The 19,392-nt window shown below is 65.7% G+C and carries 19 protein-coding genes; 12 read left to right on the forward strand and 7 right to left on the reverse strand.

The genetic code is table 11. From position 1 onward, the window contains the following. Window positions 1–89: 89 nt before the first annotated feature. From trpB to A9971_RS16890, 3 genes are all read left to right on the forward strand, one after another. On the forward strand, window positions 90–1,310 hold the full coding sequence (trpB, locus tag A9971_RS16880; RefSeq protein ID WP_015633628.1) for a tryptophan synthase subunit beta: 1,221 nt from the start codon (window positions 90–92) through the stop codon (window positions 1,308–1,310). Further along, entirely contained in the window at window positions 1,310–2,122 is an 813-nt protein-coding gene (gene trpA / locus A9971_RS16885) for a tryptophan synthase subunit alpha (protein ID WP_183001283.1), read from the forward strand. The genes trpB and trpA overlap by 1 nt, the downstream gene beginning before the upstream one ends. Before the next feature lie 119 nt (window positions 2,123–2,241). Then, window positions 2,242–2,685, forward strand: coding sequence for an anti-virulence regulator CigR family protein (locus A9971_RS16890; RefSeq protein WP_183001282.1), 444 nt, complete (start codon window positions 2,242–2,244; stop codon window positions 2,683–2,685). Window positions 2,686–2,740: 55 nt separating this feature from the next. Here the strand turns inward: A9971_RS16890 and A9971_RS16895 are convergent, their stop codons facing one another. Then, entirely contained in the window at window positions 2,741–3,067 is a 327-nt protein-coding gene (locus A9971_RS16895) for a DOPA 4,5-dioxygenase family protein (RefSeq protein WP_011058423.1), read from the reverse strand. A gap of 82 nt (window positions 3,068–3,149) precedes the next feature. On the opposite strand from A9971_RS16895, the gene A9971_RS16900 reads away from it, so the two are divergent. Next, window positions 3,150–3,815: an NAD(P)-dependent oxidoreductase gene (locus tag A9971_RS16900; RefSeq protein ID WP_041774015.1), complete on the forward strand. Its 666-nt coding sequence runs from the start codon at window positions 3,150–3,152 to the stop codon at window positions 3,813–3,815. On the opposite strand, the gene A9971_RS16905 is transcribed toward A9971_RS16900, so the two are convergent. Continuing rightward, window positions 3,812–4,762, reverse strand: a complete 951-nt coding sequence (locus tag A9971_RS16905; RefSeq protein ID WP_183001281.1) for a choline sulfate utilization transcriptional regulator — start codon at window positions 4,760–4,762, stop codon at window positions 3,812–3,814. The genes A9971_RS16900 and A9971_RS16905 overlap by 4 nt on opposite strands. Before the next feature lie 114 nt (window positions 4,763–4,876). Between A9971_RS16905 and betC the strand changes: the two genes are divergently transcribed. The 3 genes from betC (at window position 4,877) to A9971_RS16920 (ending at window position 8,995) form a co-directional block, all read left to right on the forward strand. Continuing rightward, complete coding sequence (gene betC / locus A9971_RS16910) at window positions 4,877–6,391, forward strand: choline-sulfatase (protein WP_183001280.1); 1,515 nt, start codon at window positions 4,877–4,879, stop codon at window positions 6,389–6,391. Between the two features lie 17 nt (window positions 6,392–6,408). After that, window positions 6,409–7,326, forward strand: coding sequence for a choline ABC transporter substrate-binding protein (gene choX, locus A9971_RS16915; protein WP_183001279.1), 918 nt, complete (start codon window positions 6,409–6,411; stop codon window positions 7,324–7,326). A 100-nt stretch (window positions 7,327–7,426) separates the two neighbouring features. After that, complete coding sequence (locus A9971_RS16920) at window positions 7,427–8,995, forward strand: SulP family inorganic anion transporter (RefSeq protein ID WP_123472569.1); 1,569 nt, start codon at window positions 7,427–7,429, stop codon at window positions 8,993–8,995. 115 nt (window positions 8,996–9,110) lie between these two features. On the opposite strand, the gene aroE is transcribed toward A9971_RS16920, so the two are convergent. Further along, window positions 9,111–9,932 carry a shikimate dehydrogenase gene (gene aroE, locus A9971_RS16925; protein ID WP_015633620.1) on the reverse strand — a complete coding sequence of 274 codons (822 nt, stop codon included), beginning with the start codon at window positions 9,930–9,932 and terminating at the stop codon, window positions 9,111–9,113. Between the two features lie 93 nt (window positions 9,933–10,025). Further along, window positions 10,026–10,943, reverse strand: coding sequence for an oxygen-dependent coproporphyrinogen oxidase (hemF, locus tag A9971_RS16930; RefSeq protein WP_183001278.1), 918 nt, complete (start codon window positions 10,941–10,943; stop codon window positions 10,026–10,028). A gap of 167 nt (window positions 10,944–11,110) precedes the next feature. On the opposite strand from hemF, the gene A9971_RS16935 reads away from it, so the two are divergent. Beyond that, window positions 11,111–12,088 carry an NADPH:quinone reductase gene (locus A9971_RS16935; protein WP_026020270.1) on the forward strand — a complete coding sequence of 326 codons (978 nt, stop codon included), beginning with the start codon at window positions 11,111–11,113 and terminating at the stop codon, window positions 12,086–12,088. A 64-nt stretch (window positions 12,089–12,152) separates the two neighbouring features. Here A9971_RS16935 and A9971_RS16940 read toward each other — a convergent pair whose 3' ends face one another. The 3 genes from A9971_RS16940 to A9971_RS16950 form a co-directional block, all read right to left on the reverse strand. After that, on the reverse strand, window positions 12,153–12,710 hold the full coding sequence (locus A9971_RS16940) for an L-threonylcarbamoyladenylate synthase (protein ID WP_011058414.1): 558 nt from the start codon (window positions 12,708–12,710) through the stop codon (window positions 12,153–12,155). Between the two features lie 54 nt (window positions 12,711–12,764). Further along, on the reverse strand, window positions 12,765–13,871 hold the full coding sequence (dprA, locus tag A9971_RS16945) for a DNA-processing protein DprA (protein WP_077933142.1): 1,107 nt from the start codon (window positions 13,869–13,871) through the stop codon (window positions 12,765–12,767). 87 nt (window positions 13,872–13,958) lie between these two features. After that, window positions 13,959–14,969, reverse strand: coding sequence for a LysM peptidoglycan-binding domain-containing protein (locus A9971_RS16950; protein WP_015633617.1), 1,011 nt, complete (start codon window positions 14,967–14,969; stop codon window positions 13,959–13,961). 153 nt (window positions 14,970–15,122) lie between these two features. On the opposite strand from A9971_RS16950, the gene def reads away from it, so the two are divergent. The 4 genes from def (at window position 15,123) to trkA (ending at window position 19,376) form a co-directional block, all read left to right on the forward strand. After that, a complete protein-coding gene (gene def / locus A9971_RS16955) occupies window positions 15,123–15,629 on the forward strand; it encodes a peptide deformylase (protein WP_011058411.1) in 507 nt (168 codons plus the stop codon). Between the two features lie 69 nt (window positions 15,630–15,698). After that, a complete protein-coding gene (gene fmt / locus A9971_RS16960; protein WP_015633615.1) occupies window positions 15,699–16,658 on the forward strand; it encodes a methionyl-tRNA formyltransferase in 960 nt (319 codons plus the stop codon). Continuing rightward, window positions 16,655–17,980 carry a 16S rRNA (cytosine(967)-C(5))-methyltransferase RsmB gene (rsmB, locus tag A9971_RS16965; RefSeq protein WP_077933140.1) on the forward strand — a complete coding sequence of 442 codons (1,326 nt, stop codon included), beginning with the start codon at window positions 16,655–16,657 and terminating at the stop codon, window positions 17,978–17,980. The genes fmt and rsmB overlap by 4 nt, the downstream gene beginning before the upstream one ends. A gap of 22 nt (window positions 17,981–18,002) precedes the next feature. Then, the gene (trkA, locus tag A9971_RS16970) at window positions 18,003–19,376 is read left to right on the forward strand and encodes a Trk system potassium transporter TrkA (RefSeq protein WP_011058408.1); all 1,374 of its coding nucleotides are present in this window, start codon (window positions 18,003–18,005) and stop codon (window positions 19,374–19,376) included. Window positions 19,377–19,392: the final 16 nt, after the last annotated feature.

Below are 19,392 nucleotides of genomic sequence, written 5' to 3' on the forward strand. Positions count from 1 at the left end.
GTCAGGGGTAGAGTGGGCTCCATTGTGTTTCTACGAAGCGGTCTTTCCACCAGGCCTTCTTTCTCCAAACTTCCCCCGGGAGCGCTGCAATGACCCAGTCCCAATTACGCAATGGCCCTGACGACAACGGCCTGTTCGGCGCATTCGGCGGCCGTTACGTGGCCGAAACCCTGATGCCGCTGATCCTCGACCTGGCCCGCGAATACGAAAAGGCCAAGGAGGATCCCGAATTCCTCAAGGAACTGGCCTACTTCCAGCGCGATTACGTGGGCCGCCCCAGCCCGCTGTACTTCGCCGAACGCCTGACCGAGCACTGCGGCGGCGCCAAGATCTACCTCAAGCGTGAAGAGCTGAACCACACCGGCGCGCACAAGATCAACAACTGCATCGGCCAGATCCTGCTGGCGCGGCGCATGGGCAAGAAACGCATCATCGCCGAGACCGGCGCCGGCATGCATGGCGTGGCCACCGCCACCGTGGCCGCGCGTTTTGGCCTGGATTGCGTGATCTACATGGGCACCACCGACATCGAGCGCCAACAGGCCAACGTATTTCGCATGAAGCTGCTGGGCGCCGAAGTGATCCCGGTGGTGGCCGGCACCGGCACCCTGAAGGACGCGATGAACGAAGCCCTGCGTGACTGGGTGACCAACGTCGACAGCACCTTCTACCTGATCGGCACCGTCGCCGGCCCGCACCCGTACCCGGCCATGGTCCGCGACTTCCAGGCGGTCATCGGCAAGGAGACCCGCGAGCAGATGCAAGCCCAGGAAGGCCGCCTGCCGGACAGCCTGGTGGCGTGCATCGGTGGCGGTTCCAACGCCATGGGCCTGTTTCACCCGTTCCTTGACGACAAGAGCGTCGAGATCATCGGCGTCGAAGCCGCCGGCTACGGCATCGAGACCGGCAAGCATGCCGCCAGCCTCAACGGCGGCGTACCCGGCGTACTGCACGGCAACCGCACCTTCCTGCTGCAGGACGACGATGGCCAGATCATCGACGCCCACTCGATTTCCGCCGGCCTCGACTACCCCGGCATCGGCCCGGAACACGCCTGGTTGCACGATATCGGCCGCGTCGAATACACCTCGGTGACCGACGACGAAGCCCTGGCCGCGTTCCACCAGTGCTGCCGCCTGGAGGGCATCATCCCGGCCCTGGAAAGCGCCCATGCCCTGGCCGAAGTCTTCAAGCGCGCGCCAACCCTGCCCAAGGATCACCTGATGGTGGTCAACCTCTCGGGCCGTGGCGACAAAGACATGCAGACCGTCATGCACCACATGCAACAGTCCCAGCAGGAGAAACACTGATGAGCCGCCTGCAAACCCGCTTCGCACAGCTTAAAGAACAGAATCGCGCCGCCCTGATAACCTTCGTCACCGCCGGCGACCCGAACTACGACACCTCCCTGGCGATCCTCAAGGGCCTGCCCGCAGCGGGCGCCGACGTGATCGAACTGGGCATGCCCTTCACCGACCCGATGGCCGACGGCCCGGCGATCCAGCTGGCCAACATCCGTGCCCTGGGGGCCAAGCAAAACCTGGCGAAAACCCTGCAGATGGTTCGCGAGTTCCGCGAAGGCAACAGCGACACCCCGCTGGTGCTCATGGGCTACTTCAACCCGATCCACCACTACGGCGTGCCGCGCTTCATCGCCGACGCCAAGGCCGCCGGTGTCGATGGCCTGATCGTGGTGGACATGCCGCCGGAACATAACAGCGAACTGTGCGACCCGGCCCAGGCCGCCGGTATCGACTTCATCCGCCTGACCACCCCGACCACCGACGACGCGCGCCTGCCGAAGGTGCTCGACGGCAGCTCAGGCTTTGTCTACTACGTCTCGGTGGCCGGGGTGACCGGGGCCGGCGCCGCCACCCTGGAACATGTGGAAGAGGCCGTGGCCCGCCTGCGTCGCCACACCGACCTGCCCATCAGCATCGGTTTCGGCATCCGTACTCCGGAGCAGGCAGCCGCCATCGCTCGCCTGGCCGACGGCGTGGTAGTGGGCTCGGCGCTGATCGACCACATCGCCAGCGCCGAGTCTGCCGAGCAGGCGGTGGATGGGGTGCTGAGCCTGTGTGCGGCGCTGTCCGAGGGCGTACGTAAGGCCCGCGTCAGCTGAGGGTAAAGTTCCTGATACAGAGGAATTAGCGCCTCGAGACACAGACTAAACAGCAAGACCCGGGGGTTCGCGACCAAGGTGGCGAACCCCTTTTTGCTGTGTGTTGCGAGGAATACCTGATGAAAATGCCCAAACGTCTGATTGCCGGTGCCGCGGTGCTGATGCTCAGCGCCAGCCCGTTGCTGCAGGTCATGGCCGACGAGCGCGGCGGCTATGATCGTGGCGGGCCACAACAGGGCCATTGGGACAACCGTGGCAACGAGCACCGTGGCCCGGGGGATGATCGCCGCGGCGGCCCGCCACAGGATTTCGGCCCGGTGCGCCAGACCATCCGCGACAACCACGGCTACTTCGTCCGGGGCGCGCCGCCGCCTCCCGGCATCCACCTGGTGCGCGGCCAGCCACTGCCGCGCGGCTACTACGGCGAACGCCTGGAGCCCCGGGCCCTGTCGCGCCTGCCGGTGTACCCGGGGTACGAATGGCGACGCATGGGGGGCGACATCGTGCTGATCGCCGTGGGCACCGGCATCGTCTACGAGATCCTCGACGGCGTGCTCTACTGACCTCACCCGACCGGCCGGCCCCTGCAGGAGCCGGCTTGCCGGCGGTCCGTCGCCCTCAGAACCCCCTCAGGTCCAGTGGCCGCATAGCCCCCATCCAGATCGCATGGTCGGTGTGGTCCAGCAGGTCATCACCGGTATCCGGATGCAGGAACACCACCAGCCCCTGGCGATTGAGGGCCAGCCACGGCACCACTTGGGCAAACACCTCGGGGCCGAACGCCAACTGGCAGCTCCAGTCCGGATGCGGCCCCACCGGCCGCTCGTGGACCCGGCCCATTTTCAGTTCGAACAGCTGCGCCGCCCGTTCGCACAAGGCCCGAGCCTGGTCGATGGTGCTGGCGTCAAAGTAGACATGGGCGTGGTAGCCCTTGATCCGTTGCATGCAAACCCTCGCAATCAAGACGAACCCTCAAGGCTCGCCACAGGTCACAACCGGTACCTGTGGAAAATAAGGAAGCCAGGCCATGAAAAATGCCGAAACTCCGGTGGTCAAACTGGTGCTCTATGGTGCCATGAGCAGCCTGGGCAGTGCGTTGATGGCAGAGAGCCTGAGGCGCCAGCATGAGGTGATCGCCATTCTCGACGACCTCACCGCGCTGGCCCCGCGCCCAGGCCTGCGCGCCAAGGGCGGCGACCTGTTCGACCCGGACCGGGTCAAGCAGAGCGTAGCCGGTAGCTCGGCGGTGATCTGCCTGCTGGATGCCCCCGATCTGCCCGGCAGCACCACGCCCGGCCAGGCCCCCGACCCGGTGAACCAGGTACGGGCAGTGGATGCCCTGATCGAAGGCATGCAGGGCGCCGGCATCCGTAGGTTGATGCTGGTGGGGGAGTTCAGCGTTCTCGACAACCCGCCCTCCAGCACCAGCCTGCCTCACCATGCCGCGCAGGAAATCCTCGATGCACTGCGCAGCAGCGCGCTGGACTGGACCCTGATCAACGCGCCGCGGGGCGTGGCCGGGCTGGGTATCGAGCATTTCAACCAGGTTGGCGACAGCCTCGAGCCGGGGCTTGCCGAGCCGCTGCGACGGCTCAACGGCGTGGCAATCGGCATCAGCGACGAGCTGCGCCTGAATCTGCACCTGCGCGAGCATGTGAGTTTCATCGCCACCCAACCCCAGGCCGCCACCTAGCGGGCAATGGACGGCAGCGCCAGGCCCTTGAGGCTCTGGGCGCTGCCGGCCTGCTCGCTCATCAGCCAGTCGACGAAACGCTGGATCAGCGGGCCGCGGCGCTTGCGCTGGGGCAGCACCACGTAATAGCCGTAGGCGGACAGCGCGCTCTCGGCGATGGGCCGGCACAGCAGGCCCTGCTCCAGCAGGTCATCCACCAGGTGACGCCAGCCGATGGCCACGCCCTGGCCGCCGATGGCTGCCTGGATCAGCAGGGTGTAATTGTCGAAGCGCAATTGCCCTGGGGCCGGCGCACCCGCAAGGCCCAGCTCGCGAAATACCCCGCTCCAGTCGAACCAGTGGTTGCTGCCTTCACCCCGCAGGTGCAGCAGCGGCAGTTCCAGCAGGGAAGGGGCGGGCAGCGGCGCAGCACGGTCCTTGAGCAGCAGCGGGCTGCACACCGGAAACACTTCTTCGCTGAACAGCCAGTGGCTTTCCCCCTGCCTGAAGCGCCCGTCGCCGAACAGCACCGCCACGTCGATATCGCTGCGCAGCATGCTGTGGCTGCGCTCGCTGGTGACCAGGCTCACATCCACCTGGGGGTTGGCCTCATGAAAGCGATGCAGGCGGGGCATCAGCCAATAGGCGGCGAAAGCGAAATCCGTGGCCACCTGCAGCACCTCATGCTGATGCTGCTGGCTGAGGGCGCTGAGGCCGGCATCGATGCTCTGCAGGCCGGCCTGGACCTGATCCAGCAACAAGGCTGCAGACTCGGTCAGCTCTATGCCCCGGTAGATGCGGTCGAACAGGCGCACCCCCAGCTGTTCCTCCAGGCGCTTGATCTGCTGACTGATAGCCGGCTGGGTGGTGCCCAGTTCCACCGCCGCGGCGGTGAAGCTGCGCAGGCGCGCGGCTGCTTCGAACACTCGGAGCAGGTCCAGGGACAGGTCGCCAAGGGCTTCATACATAAGCTGTGCTTATCCTAGTCATTGCTGTACATGGGCTTTACCACCAACGGCATGGGATCCATGCTCGATTGCAGCACTTTCGCATAACCATCGACTATGGAATGCCGCGAATCCATGAAGCGCAAGAACATTCTTTTCATCATGGCCGATCAGATGGCCGCACCCTTGCTGCCGTTCTACGGATCCTCGCCGATCAAGCTGCCTCACCTCAGCCGGCTGGCCGCCCAGGGCGTGGTCTTCGACGCCGCCTACTGCAACAGCCCCTTGTGCGCACCCTCGCGCTTCACTTTGGTCAGCGGCCAGTTGCCCAGCCGGATCGGCGCCTACGACAACGCCGCGGACTTCCCCGCCGACGTGCCTACCTACGCCCACTACCTGCGGCGCCTGGGCTACCGCACTGCGCTCTCGGGCAAGATGCACTTCTGCGGCCCGGACCAGTTGCACGGCTATGAAGAGCGCCTGACCAGCGATATCTACCCCGCCGACTATGGCTGGGCGGTGAACTGGGACCAGCCCGATGTGCGCCCCAGCTGGTACCACAACATGTCCTCGGTACTGCAGGCCGGCCCCTGTGTACGCACCAACCAGCTGGATTTCGACGAGGAGGTGGTGTTCAAGGCCCAGCAATACCTGTTCGACCATGTGCGCGAGGCCGGCGACCAGCCGTTCTGCCTCACCGTCTCCATGACCCACCCCCACGATCCGTACACCATTCCCAGGGCCTTCTGGGACCTGTACCGCGACGACCAGATTCCACTGCCGCAGACCCCGCCCCAAAGCGAGCTGGATCCGCATTCCCAGCGCCTGCTCAAGGTCTACGACCTGTGGGACAAGCCCTTGCCTGTGGATAAGATCCGCGACGCGCGCCGCGCCTACTTCGGCGCCTGCAGCTACATCGACAGCAACGTCGGCAAGCTGCTGCAGACCCTGGAAGACACCGGGCTGGCGGACGACACGCTGATCGTGTTTTCCGGCGACCACGGCGACATGCTCGGCGAGCGCGGCCTCTGGTACAAAATGCACTGGTTTGAAATGGCCGCCCGGGTACCGCTGCTGATCTGTGCACCGGGGCAGTTCACTGCCGGCCGGGTCAGCGCCGCTGTCTCCACCGCCGACCTGCTGCCGACCCTGGTAGAGCTGGCCGGCGGCCGGGTCGATCCCGACCTGCCGCTGGATGGCCGCTCCCTGGTCCCGCACTTGCAAGGGCAGGGCGGGCACGACGAGGTGTTCGGCGAATACATGGCCGAAGGCACCATCGGCCCGCTGATGATGATTCGCCGCGGTGCCTACAAGTTCATCTACAGCGAAGACGACCCCTGCCTACTCTTCGACCTGCACCACGACCCGCAAGAGCGCTGCGACCTTGGCCAGTCGCCCGAGCATCGGCCGCTGTTCGCCGCGTTCCTGGCAGAGGCCCGCGCCAAGTGGGACATTCCGCGCATTCACCAACAGGTCCTGGCCAGCCAGCGCCGCCGCCGGCTGGTGGCCGAGGCGCTGAGCCGGGGCAAACTCAAGAGCTGGGACCACCAGCCGCTGGTAGACGCCAGCCAGCAGTACATGCGCAACCACATCGACCTCGATGACCTGGAGCGCAAGGCCCGTTATCCACAACCCTGCCAAAACCAATAAAACGTAAGGGGAAAAGCATGCAAAGGTTATCCACAGCACTGACGCTCGGGCTTCTGGCCCTGGGCAGCGCATCCGCTTGGGCCGACTCGTGCGAGACCGTGAAGATGGCCGACCCGGGGTGGAGCGATATCGCCGCCACCAATGCCATCACCGGCTTCCTGCTGGACGGCATGGGCTACAAGGCGAAGATCGACACCCTGGCCGTGCCCATCACCTTCGGGGGTCTGAAGGATGGCCGGGTGGATGTATTCCTGGGTAACTGGATGCCGGCGCAGCAAGGCTTCCATGACAAGTTCGTGGCCAATGGCGACGTCACCCAGCTGGCCAAGAACCTGGAAGGGACCGAGTTCACGCTGGCGGTGCCGGACTATGTGTGGGAGGCCGGAGTGCATGATTTTGCCGACCTGGACAAGTTCGCCGACAAGTTCGACAAAAAGCTCTACGGCATCGGCTCCGGCGCGCCGGCCAACCTGTCGCTGCAGGAAATCATCAAGAGCAACCAGTTCAACCTGGGCCAGTGGAAGCTGATCGAGTCCAGTGAACAGGCAATGCTCGCCGAAGTGTCCCGGGCCACGAAAAAGCAGCGCTTCATCACCTTCCTCGGCTGGACCCCACACCCGATGAACGTGCAGTTGAAGATGCGCTACCTGACCGGCGGCGAAAAGTACTTCGGCGCCAGCGGCAGCGTCTACACCCTGACCCGCAAGGGTTATGCACAGGCTTGCCCGAACGTCGGCAAACTGCTGGGCAACCTGCGGTTCACCCCGGAGATGGAGAACAGCATCATGGCCGCGGTGGTCAACAGCAAACTCAGCAACACCGAGGCCGCCAAGGCCTGGATCAAGGCCCACCCGGCAGTGCTGGAGCAATGGCTGGAGGGAGTGCGAACCATTGATGACAAAGAGGCCCTGGCAGCGGTGAAGAGCAGGTTGTAGCCCGAGGTGCGCCGGCCATTCGCCGGCAAGCCGGCTCCTGCACCCAAAGCCTGGCAATGCTTTACCCTGGCCCACCGAATCAACCCACCCGTGAGGAACCATGGCCTGGCCCGACCGCCAATCTCTCCTGCCTTTGCTGAGCTGGCTGCCGCGCCAGACCCGGGCCAGCGTCGGCCGTGACCTGCTGGTGGGCCTGAGCGGCGCGATCCTCGCTCTGCCGCAATCCATCGCCTATGCCCTGATCGCCGGCCTGCCCCCGGAGTACGGGCTATACGCGGCCATAGTCCCGGTGCTGATCGCCTGCCTGTGGGGTTCATCGTGGCACCTGATCTGCGGCCCCACGGCGGCGATTTCCATCGTTCTCTATGCCAGCGTCAGCCCCCTGGCAGTGCCGGCCTCCGAGGACTACATCACCCTGATCCTGCTCCTGACGCTGTTGGCCGGGGTCTTCCAGTGGCTGCTGGGAATGCTGCGCTTCGGCGCCCTGGTGAACTTCGTCTCGCACTCGGTGGTGCTGGGCTTCACCCTCGGCGCGGCGGTGGTCATCGCCCTGGGCCAGTTGCCCAACCTGCTGGGGCTGGAACTGCCGAACCAGGCCACCGCCCTCAACAGCCTGAGCCAGTTGCTGCAGCACCTGGGCGAGGTGGACCGGCCTTCGCTGCTGCTGGGACTGGGCACCCTGGCGCTGGGGGTCGCCTTCAAGCTGCTGGCGCCGCGCTGGCCCGGCCTGCTGCTGAGCCTGGTGTTCAGTGCCCTGGTGGTATGGCTGCTGCCAGGGGTGTTTGGCCATGTGCAACTGGTCAGCGCCTTCGTTGGCCGGCTGCCGCCGTTTAGCCCATTGCCCCTGGACCTGGAACTGATCCTGCGGTTGCTGCCCAGTGCAGTGGCGGTGGGCATGCTCGGGCTGGTCACCAGCCTGTCGATTGCCCGCTCGCTGTCAGCACGTTCGGAACAGTTGCTGGACGCCAACCAGGAAGTCCGCGCCCAGGGCCTGTCGAACATGGTCGGGGCGTTTTTCTCCGGCTACCTGTCCTCGGGCTCCTTCACCCGCTCCGGCTTGAGCTACGAGGCCGGCGCCTGCTCGCCCCTGGCCGGGGTGTTCTCGGCGCTGTGGGTGGCGCTGTTCGCCGTGGCCGGCGCCGGGCTGATCGCCCATATCCCGATCCCGGCCATGGCCGGCAGCATCCTGCTGATCTGCTGGGGGCTGGTGGACCACCGGGGCATTCGCGCGCTGTTCCGGGTCAGCCGCGCCGAGTTCGTGGTGATGAGCCTGACCTGCGTCGCCACCCTGCTCCTGGAGTTGCAGACCGCGATCTATGCCGGGGTCCTGGCGTCGCTGTTCTTCTACCTCAAGCGCACTTCGCAACCGCGGGTGCAGCAGTCCAGCGAAGGCGATGAAGACATCCTGCGGGTCGGCGGTTCGATTTTCTTCGGCGCCAGCCATTACCTGCAGGTGCGCATGCAGCGCTGCCACGCGCCCAGGCTGGTGATCGACGCACGGCAGATCAACTTTATCGACTACTCAGGGGTGGAAATGCTGCACCAAGAGGCGCGCCGGCTGAAACGCCAGGACCGTAGCCTGATCCTGCGCCGGGCACGGCAGACGGTGAAAGAAGAGTTGATCAAGCTCGAAGGCCCGGAACGCTGCCCGATCCACTTCGAAGACTGAACCCGCAGGCGCCTTGCCCACACCCGACGTCAGAGCCGGCTTGCCGGCGAATAAGCCCTTGAGCCTGGCCCAGCCTTGAAGCCGCCTTCGCTGGCAAGCCAGCTCCTAAGGGGGGTTACTGCGCCAGCTGACGACGCAGTTCAGCCAGCACCGGGGCACTGTCGGGGCGCACGCCGCGCCACAGGTAGAAGGCTTCCGCCGCTTGCTCGGCCAGCATGCCCAGGCCATCCAGCACCAGGGCCGCGCCCTGTTCACTGGCCCAGCGGCAGAACGGCGTCGGCTCCTTGGCGTACATCATGTCGTAGCACACGGTCTTGCCCGCCTCGATCAGGCTGCCGGCAATCGGCGGCAGCTCGCCCGAAAGGCTGGCGGAGGTGGCATTGATGATCAGGTCCACCGATTCCTGCAGCCAGTCGAAGCCGCTGGCCGATACCGGCCCCAGGTCGGCGAACAACTCCGCCAGCAGCTCAGCCTTTTCCACGGTGCGATTGGCGATTACCAAGGCCTCCGGCTGCTCGGCCAGCAACGGCTCCAGGGCACCACGGACCGCGCCGCCAGCCCCCAGCACAAGGATGCGCTTGCCCTTGAGGCTGACCCCGGCGTTCACCTTCAGGTCGCGCACCAGCCCGGCGCCGTCGGTGTTGTCCCCCAGCAGGCGGCCGTCGGCCTGCTTGCTCAGGGTGTTCACCGCGCCGGCGCGCTGGGCCCGTTCGGTCAGGCTGTCGCACAGGCGATAGGCCTCTTCCTTGAACGGCACCGTGACATTGGCCCCTCGCCCGTGGGCGAAGAAACTGCGAGCGGTGCCGGCGAAATCATCCAGGGGCGCCAGCAGGGTGTTGTACTCCAGCTGCTGGCCGGTCTGCTGGGCGAACAGCCGATGGATCAGCGGCGACTTGCTGTGGCCGATCGGGTTACCAAAGACAACGTACTGATCCATCTCTCATCCCATTTGCTCAACACAGGGGTAGGAACCGCATCCGCCTTGAAGGCCTTTTCGCCGGCAAGCCGGCTTCTACACAGTGGGTGCGGTTTAGTTGCTGGCTGCCAGCCAGTCGCGATCCTGCAGGAAGTATTCGGTCAGGCGCGCTTCTTCGCTGCCCGGCTCGGCCTTCCAGTCATAGCCCCAGCGCACTTGTGGCGGCAGCGACATGAGGATCGACTCGGTGCGCCCGCCCGATTGCAGGCCGAACAGGGTGCCACGGTCGTAGACCAGGTTGAACTCCACGTAGCGGCCCCGGCGAAATTCCTGGAATTCCCGCTGCTGCGCGTTGTAGGCCGCGGCCTTGCGGCGCTGGACGATGGGCAGGTAGGCCTCGATGTAGGCGTCGCCAATGGCGCGCATGAAGGCGAAACTGGTGTCGAAGTCCCATTCGTTCAGATCGTCGAAGAACAGGCCGCCGATGCCCCGCGGTTCATTGCGGTGCTTGATGTGGAAATAGCTGTCGCACCAGGCCTTGTAGCGCGGGTAGACATCGGCACCGAAGGGCGCGCAGGCCCGCTCGGCAACCCGGTGCCAGTGCACGCAGTCATCGATGTTGCCGTAGTAGGGGGTCAGGTCGAAACCGCCGCCGAACCACCAGACCGGCTCTTCGCCTTCCTTCTCGGCGATGAAGAACCGCACGTTGGCGTGGGAAGTCGGCACATGGGGGTTGTGCGGGTGGATCACCAGGGACACGCCCAGGGCCTCGAAGCCACGGCCGGCCAGCTCGGGCCGGTGGGCACTGGCCGATGGCGGCAGGCCGCTGCCGAATACATGGGAGAAGTTCACCCCACCCTTTTCGATCACTGCACCGTCGCCGATCACCCGGGTACGCCCGCCACCACCGGCAGGCCGGGTCCAGGCGTCCTCGATGAAGCGTGCGCCACCGTCTTCGGTTTCCAGTGCAGCGCAAATGCGGTCTTGCAGGTCGAGCAGGTAGGCTTTCACGGCCTCGGTGCGGGTAGTCATGGCATCACCTTGAATCGGGCAAAGCTACGCGGCGCTAGGGATGGAGCACGGGCCGGCGCAAATGGGCGCGTAGCATAACACCGCGCCGGGGCGCTCCGCAGTTGACGAAGGTCAAGCAGAGGAGTCCGATAGAGCACTTTCACGACACGTCCGAGGAGAGAATGCAGATGGCCAAACGTATCCAGTTCCGCGCCCATGGCGGCCCCGAAGTGCTCGAATATGTGGATTACCAACCGGCGGAACCGGGCCCGCAACAGGTTCGCGTCAGCAACAAGGCCATCGGCCTGAACTTCATCGACACCTATTTCCGCAGCGGTCTCTACGCACCGCCCGCCCTGCCTTCAGGCCTGGGGGCCGAAGGCGCGGGCGTGGTCGAGGCCGTAGGCAGTGCCGTGACCCGTTTCAAGGTCGGCGACCGCGTGGCTTACGGCAGCGGCCCACTGGGGGCCTACAGCGATGTGCATGTGCTGCCCGAAGCCAACCTGGTACGCCTGCCGGACGCCATCAGCTTCGAACAGGCCGCCGGGGTCATGCTCAAGGGCCTGACCGTGCAGTACCTGCTGCGCCAGACCTATGAACTCCAGGGCGGCGAAACCGTGCTGTTCCACGCCGCTGCCGGCGGTGTCGGCTCCCTGGCCTGCCAGTGGGCCAAGGCCCTCGGGGTAAAGCTGATCGGCACCGTCAGCTCGCCGGAAAAAGCCGCCATCGCCAAGGCCCTGGGCGCCTGGGAAACCATCGACTACAGCCATGAAGACGTGGCCCAGCGAGTGCTGGAACTGACCGGCGGGAAGAAGTGCCCGGTGGTCTACGACGGCGTGGGCAAGGACACCTGGCTGACCTCCCTGGATTGCCTGGCCCCACGCGGGCTGATGGTCAGCTTCGGCAACGCCTCTGGCGCAGTGGACGGGGTCAACCTGGGGATTCTCTCGGCCAAGGGCTCGCTGTACGTGACTCGGCCGACCCTGGCCAGCTACGCCAACAATGCCGAGAACCTGCAGCGCATGGCCGACGACCTGTTCGGCATGATTGCCAGCGGCAAGCTGAAGATCGAGATTGGCCAGCGCTTCGCCCTGGCGGATGCGGCCAAGGCCCATATCGAACTGTCGGCACGACGCACGACTGGCTCGACTGTGCTGCTGCCTTGAACGCCTTCGCCGGCAAGCCGGTTCCTACCGAGTATCGTAGGAGCCGGCTTGCCGGCGAAGCGCTTCAGGAAGGCCGAACTACCTTGCCGGTAGCCAGGTCACGGATCAGGCTCGGGTTCTTGCGCCCGCCCAGGCTGCCACTGAGGACCAGATCCAGTTGCCCACGGAAATACTGCTCGATGCGCAGCCGCGTGCGCGCCGCCGGGCGCCCCTGGGGGTTGGCCGAGGTGGAAATCAGCGGGCCCACCAGGGAGCACAGCTCACGCACCAGCGGATGGTCGCTGACCCGCAGCGCCACCGTGTCATGGACCCCGGTGACCCACTCGGGCAACAGGTTCTGATGGGGCACCAGCCAGGTATTGGGCCCCGGCCAGGTGCTGGACATGCGATCGATCCAGGTGTCCGGGAAGTCCTCGAAGAGGAAATCGAACTGATGGATGTTGTCAGCGATCAGGATCAGGCCCTTGTCCACCGACCGTGACTTGATTGCCAGCAGGCGATCCACCGCCTCTTCATTCCACGGATCGCACCCCAGGCCCCAGACCGCTTCGGTTGGATAGGCAATCACCGCCCCTGCGCGAATCTCTCGTGCGGCTTGCTGCACGCGCCAACTGCTGACCATTGCCGACTCTCCAGATAAAAGCTGTGCGCAGTTTACCCATCCTGCTTATAAAACCTAGCTCAGACGCGCATACCAACGCCCATTTTCATGGACCGCACGGCCTTCGATCTCCAGCTCGGTCAGGGCCGCCAGCACCCGGGGCAGGGGCCAGCCGCTGGCGCTGGCCAAGGCTTCGCTGCTGTGGGGCGCCGCATGCAGCAAGGCCAGCAACGGGTGGGTACAGGCCGCTGTCGGCAGCGAGGCGCTGGGCGGCAGGTTCTGCCAGCCGGCCAGGGTCTCCAGGATGTGCTGCACGCTTTCCACCAGCACCGCGCCGTCGCGGATCAACTGGTGGCAACCCCGGGCACCGGGGTGGTGGATAGAACCGGGGATGGCATACACCTCGCGGCCTTGCTCCGCCGCCAGCCGCGCGGTAATCAGCGAACCGCTGGCGACGCTGGCCTCCACCACCAGCACGCCCAGGGCCAGGCCACTGATGATTCGATTGCGCCGGGGGAAGTGTTCCGCACGCGCCGGGGTGTCCAGCGGGAACTCGGAAACCACCGCGCTGCCCTGGTCGATCATGGCCCTGGCCAGGGCCCGGTGCCGCTGTGGATAAAAATTTTCCAGGCCAGTGCCCAGCACGCCCACGGTGCGCCCGCCAACATCCAGGGCCGCCTGATGGGCAGCGCCATCGATGCCCAGGGCCAGACCGCTGGTGATGACAAAACCGGCACGGGCCAGGCTGCGGGAAAAGGCCCCGGCGGTGTCCAGCCCCGGTCGCGATGCGCGACGGCTGCCCACCATCGCCAACTGCGGCCGTTCGAGAATCGAGGGGTCGCCGGCCACGAACAGCAGCGGCGGCGCATCCTCGAGTTGCGCCAGCAAGGGCGGGTAGCCGGGCTGGTCCCACATCAGCAAATGCTGGGCCTGGCTATCTATCCAGGCCAATGCGCGACGGGCGCCGTCGCGCACCTGGGGGCTGCGCCGGGCCTCGCTGCAGGCCGGCGGCAGGTCCAGGGAACGCCAGGCACTGGCCGGGGCACTGAGTGCTTTAGAAGCGCAACCGAATGCCTGAAGCAGGCGCTGAAAACGCATCGGCCCGAGTTCGGGCAGGACGTGCAAGCGCAATCGAGCTTCCAGTTCTGCCGGGGAAATGCTGCCGCTCATCGAGTTCGACATGGATCATCCTTGATCGTCAGGGCTCCAGCCTGAGCTGGAACAAGCTGTGGATAACTCTGTTGGTAACTTGTTGAGGAAAGATCTCCCTCAGGGGTTGCGGACCTTGTCCAGCACCGCCAGCGAACGCGTGGCCTTGAGTACCAATCCGTAGCTGAGCCTGTCGTAGCTGCGGAACACCATCAGCCAGCCGGCCGCCTCGTCGGGGATTTTCAGCGGCTCGCCGGTTTGCCGGTCGCGCACGGTTTCACCGGTCTTGATCACCGCCAGCACGTTGCCCTCCAGCAGGCCGTCGCGGCGCCCGCGGTTGAGGGTCACCACATCCAGGGCGCCGATCTGGGTGACCCCTCGGGGCACGTCGATGATCAGCCCTTCCACCGGCCGTTGCGGGGCACTGGGGTTGAAGGAGCCCGGCAACCCCGAGGTATCGGCGGCCAGCAAGCGATCACCCAGGCGCACTTCCTGGTTGCTGCTCTGCAAGGCGAGGGTGGCCAGGTCACCTTCGCTCGCCACCACCCGGGCGCTGCCAATGGCGTCGGCGTTGACCCCCAGCAGTTCCTGGCTCAGGGGGTCGCGGTAGACCTTGCCCTGGCGGAACAGCTCATAGACCGGCTGCTCAGGGTCCAGCCGGCCACGGGCGAAAAGCCGGTCGCCCATGCCACCCAGCACCCGCTCGCCCTCGCCGGCCACGATATACGGCGCCTGCTCCAGGGCCCCGGGCTGATCGACGATGCGGTTGTCCAGCAAGAAGCTGCTGATCGCTTGCAGGGGAATACTCGGAATCGGGGCAGGGGGCAGGCGCCGGGCCTGGGGCGCGAGCTTGACCGTCGGCGGCGCCGCTGGTCGCTCCAGCTGCAGGCGTGGCGGGCCGTCATTGCGCACCAGTTGCAGGCGGTCGCCGGGGAAGATCTGCCCGGCGAAGCCCGCCGGCCAGAGCTCGCGCCATTGCCAGGGCTGCTGCAGATACAGGCTGGCGACGCTCCACAGGGTATCGCCCGGCTGCACCCGATAGTGCTGTGGATAACTGTCCCGCAGTTGCACCTGGGCCTGGCCGATGGCGGTCCAGCCCGCCAGCAGCAGGGCGAACAGTGATTTCCTCATGGGCTGAATCCCTTTATTATGTGCGTTCGCGTGAAACGCCAGAGCCTGCACGGCTCGCTCCATCCCAGAGCACGTTTTGCACCGGCGGCCCAGGTCCAGAACCTGCGCGGACGCCGACTCCGCCCTTACTTCACACGTGTAGCAATTACGCTTATGGCCATTTTAAACATCCTCGAATTCCCTGATCCGCGCCTGCGCACTATCGCCAAACCAGTGGCCGTAGTGGACGACGAAGTGCGTCAGTTGGTCGACGACATGTTTGAAACAATGTATGAGGCCCCAGGCATCGGTCTGGCGGCGACCCAGGTCAACGTGCACAAACGCGTGGTGGTCATGGACCTGTCCGAAGACCGCAGCGAACCACGGGTGTTCATCAACCCCGAGTTCGAAGCCCTGACCGACGAGATGGACCAGTACCAGGAAGGCTGCCTTTCGGTACCGGGCTTCTACGAAAACGTCGACCGCCCGCAACGGGTCAAGATCAAGGCCCTGGACCGCGACGGCCAGCCCTACGAACTGATCGCCGAAGGTTTGCTCGCCGTGTGCATCCAGCACGAATGCGACCACCTGAACGGCAAGTTGTTCGTCGACTACCTGTCCACGCTCAAGCGTGACCGGATCAAGAAGAAGCTGGAAAAGCAGCATCGCCAGCAGGCTTGATGACCGTCTTGCAAAGGCTTGCTACGGCAAGCCTTTTTCTTTTCCGCATGTTTAACATCGAGAATTCCCATGACTGAGCCACTGCGCATCGTCTTTGCCGGCACCCCCGAATTCGCCGCCGAACACCTCAAGGCCCTGCTCGACAGCCCTTACCAGATCGTTGCGGTCTACACCCAGCCGGACCGTCCGGCGGGGCGCGGGCAGAAGCTGATGCCCAGTCCGGTCAAGCAGCTTGCTCTGGAAAACGACATCCCCGTGCTGCAACCGCCGACCTTGCGCAATGCCGAGGCTCAAGCCGAACTGGCAGCGCTCAAGCCGGACCTGATGGTGGTGGTGGCCTACGGCCTGATCCTGCCCCAGGCGGTGCTGGATATTCCGCGCCTGGGTTGCATCAACAGCCACGCTTCGCTGTTGCCACGCTGGCGCGGTGCCGCGCCGATCCAGCGTGCGGTGCAAGCCGGTGACGCGCAAAGCGGGGTGACCGTGATGCGCATGGAAGCCGGCCTGGATACCGGGCCGATGCTACTCAAGGTCAGCACCCCGATCAGCGCCGAAGATACCGGCGGCAGCCTGCACGACCGCCTGGCCGAGATGGGCCCGCCCGCAGTGCTGCAAGCCATCGAAGGCCTGGCCGCCGGCACCCTGGAAGGCGAAGTCCAGGACGACAGCCTGGCCACTTACGCCCACAAGCTGAACAAGGACGAGGCGCGCATCGACTGGAGCCGCCCGGCCGTGGAGCTGGAGCGCCTGGTGCGGGCCTTCAACCCCTGGCCGATCTGCCACAGCAGCTTGAATGGCGAAGCGCTGAAAGTGCTGGCCGCCACCCTGGCCGAAGGCAAGGGCGCGCCGGGGGAAATCCTCGGCGCCAGCAAGGACGGCCTGATCGTTGCCTGCGGTGAGCAGGCGCTGTGCCTGACCCGCCTGCAACTGCCCGGGGGCAAGGCGTTGAACTTCAGCGACCTGTTCAACAGCCGCCGCGAGAAATTCGCCATCGGCACCCTGCTCGGCCCAGCAGCGGAGGCCCAATGAACCCGCGCCTGGCCGCCGCCAAGGCGCTGACTGCCGTGCTCAACGGCAAGGCCTCGCTCAACAGCTCGCTGCCGATCCAGCTGGACAAGGTCGAGGCCCGTGATCGCGGCTTCACCCAGGACCTGGCCTTCGGCACCGCACGCTGGCAGCCGCGGCTGTCGGCGCTGGCGGCCAAGCTGCTGCAGAAGCCGTTCAAGGCAGCCGATGCCGATGTCGAAGCATTGCTGCTGGTGGGCCTCTATCAGTTGCTCTACACCCGGGTTCCGGCCCACGCCGCCATCGGTGAAACCGTGGGCTGCGCCGACAAGCTGAAAAAGCCCTGGGCCAAGGCCCTGCTCAATGCCGTGCTGCGCCGCGCCCAACGCGAAAGCGAAACGCTGCTGGCCGAGCTTGAGCACGACCCGGTGGTGCGCACCGCCCACCCACGCTGGCTGCAGAAATCCCTCAAGGCCTTCTGGCCCGAGCAATGGGAAGCCATCTGCGCCGCCAACAACGCTCACCCGCCGATGATCCTGCGGGTCAATCGTCGTCATCACTCCCGGGATGCCTACCTGAAGCTGTTGAGCGAAGCGGGGGTTGCGGCCAAGGCCTGCGTCTACAGCCAGGACGGCATCGTCCTCGACGAAGCCGGTGATGTGCGCAGCCTGCCGGGCTTTGCCGAAGGCTGGGTCAGCGTCCAGGACGAAGCCGCGCAACTGGCTGCCGATCTGCTGGAGCTGGCCCCAGGGCAACGGGTGCTGGATGCCTGCTGCGCACCGGGCGGCAAGACCTGCCACATCCTCGAAGTGCAACCGGCCCTGGCCGGCGTAGTGGCGGTGGACCTGGAGGCCAAGCGCCTGGTGCGGGTACGGGAAAACCTCGACCGCCTGGGGCTCGACGCCCAATTGATCGCCGCCGATGGCCGCGACACCCAGGCCTGGTGGGACGGCAAGCCGTTCCAGCGGATCCTGCTGGACGCGCCATGCTCGGCCACCGGGGTGATCCGCCGCCATCCGGATATCAAGCTGACCCGCCAGCCCGAAGACATCGCCGCCCTGGCGCAACTGCAAGGCGAACTGCTGGATGCCATGTGGCAGGCCCTGGAAGTGGGCGGCATCCTGCTCTACGCCACCTGCTCGACCCTGCCCACCGAGAACACCGAGGTCATCGAGGCCTTCCTGGCCCGCACCCCGGGGGCTCGTGAATTGGACATCGGCGGCCAACTGGGGCAGCCTGCCGCCGGCCTCAAGCAGCCCCACGGGCGCCAGTTGCTGGCGCAAGAGGGCGGCCACGACGGCTTCTACTACGCCAAGCTGATCAAGATCGCCGCAGCTCGCGGCTAAACGGTTTTAAGGGAGTGACTGGATGAAGATCATCATCCTCGGCGCCGGGCAAGTGGGTGGCACGCTGGCGGAACACCTGGCCAGCGAAGCCAACGATATCACCGTGGTCGACACCGACGGCGAACGCCTGCGCGACCTCGGCGACCGCCTGGACATCCGCACCGTGCAGGGCCGCGCCTCGTTCCCGACGGTGCTGCGCCAGGCCGGCGCCGACGACGCCGACATGCTGGTGGCGGTAACCAACAGCGACGAGACCAACATGGTCGCCTGCCAGGTGGCCCACACCCTGTTCCACACCCCGACCAAGATCGCCCGGGTGCGCGAAGCCGCCTACCTGACCCGCGCCGGGCTGTTCGACAACGATGCGATCCCGGTGGACGTGCTGATCAGCCCCGAGCAGGTGGTGACCAACTACATCAAGCGCCTGATCGAGCACCCCGGTGCGCTGCAGGTGATCGACTTCGCCGAAGGCAAGGCGCAACTGGTGGCGGTCAAGGCCTACTACGGTGGCCCGCTGGTGGGCCAGCAACTGCGCCAGCTGCGCGAGCACATGCCCAACGTCGACACCCGGGTGGCGGCGATCTTCCGTCGCGACCGGCCGATCATGCCCAAGGGCGATACGGTGATCGAGGCCGACGACGAAGTGTTCTTCATCGCCGCCAAGGCCCACATCCGCGCGGTGATGAGCGAGATGCGCCGCCTGGAGGAATCCTACAAGCGCATCGTCATCGCCGGTGGCGGGCAGATCGGCGAGCGCCTGGCCGAGGCCATCGAAAGCCGCTACCAGGTGAAGATCATCGAGATGAACCCGGCCCGCTGCCGCTACCTCTCCGACACCCTGGACAGCACCGTGGTGCTGCAGGGCAGCGCCTCGGACCGCGACCTGCTGCTGGAAGAAAACATCGCCGACGCCGATATCTTCCTGGCCCTGACCAACGACGACGAAGCCAACATCATGTCCTCGCTGCTGGCCAAGCGCCTGGGGGCGAAGAAGGTGATGACCATCATCAACAACCCGGCCTACGTCGACCTGATCCAGGGTGGCGACATCGACATCGCCATCAGCCCGCAGCTGGCCACCATCGGCACGCTGCTGGCCCACGTGCGCCGCGGCGATATCGTCAGCGTGCACTCCCTGCGCCGGGGCGCGGCGGAAGCCATCGAGGCCATCGCCCACGGCGACGCCAAGTCGAGCAAGGTGATCGGCCGTGCCATCGAGAACATCGGCCTGCCGCCGGGCACCACCATCGGCGCGATCATTCGCGACGAAGAAGTGCTGATCGCCCACGACGACACGGTGATCGAAGCCGGCGACCACGTGATCCTGTTCCTTGTGGATAAAAAACACATCCGCGACGTGGAGAAACTGTTCCACGTCGGCCTGAGCTTCTTCTGATCAACAACTCTGTAGC

This window comes from Pseudomonas sp. UME65, from assembly GCF_014170225.1.
GTDB classification, from domain to species: Bacteria; Pseudomonadota; Gammaproteobacteria; order Pseudomonadales; family Pseudomonadaceae; genus Aquipseudomonas; species Aquipseudomonas protegens.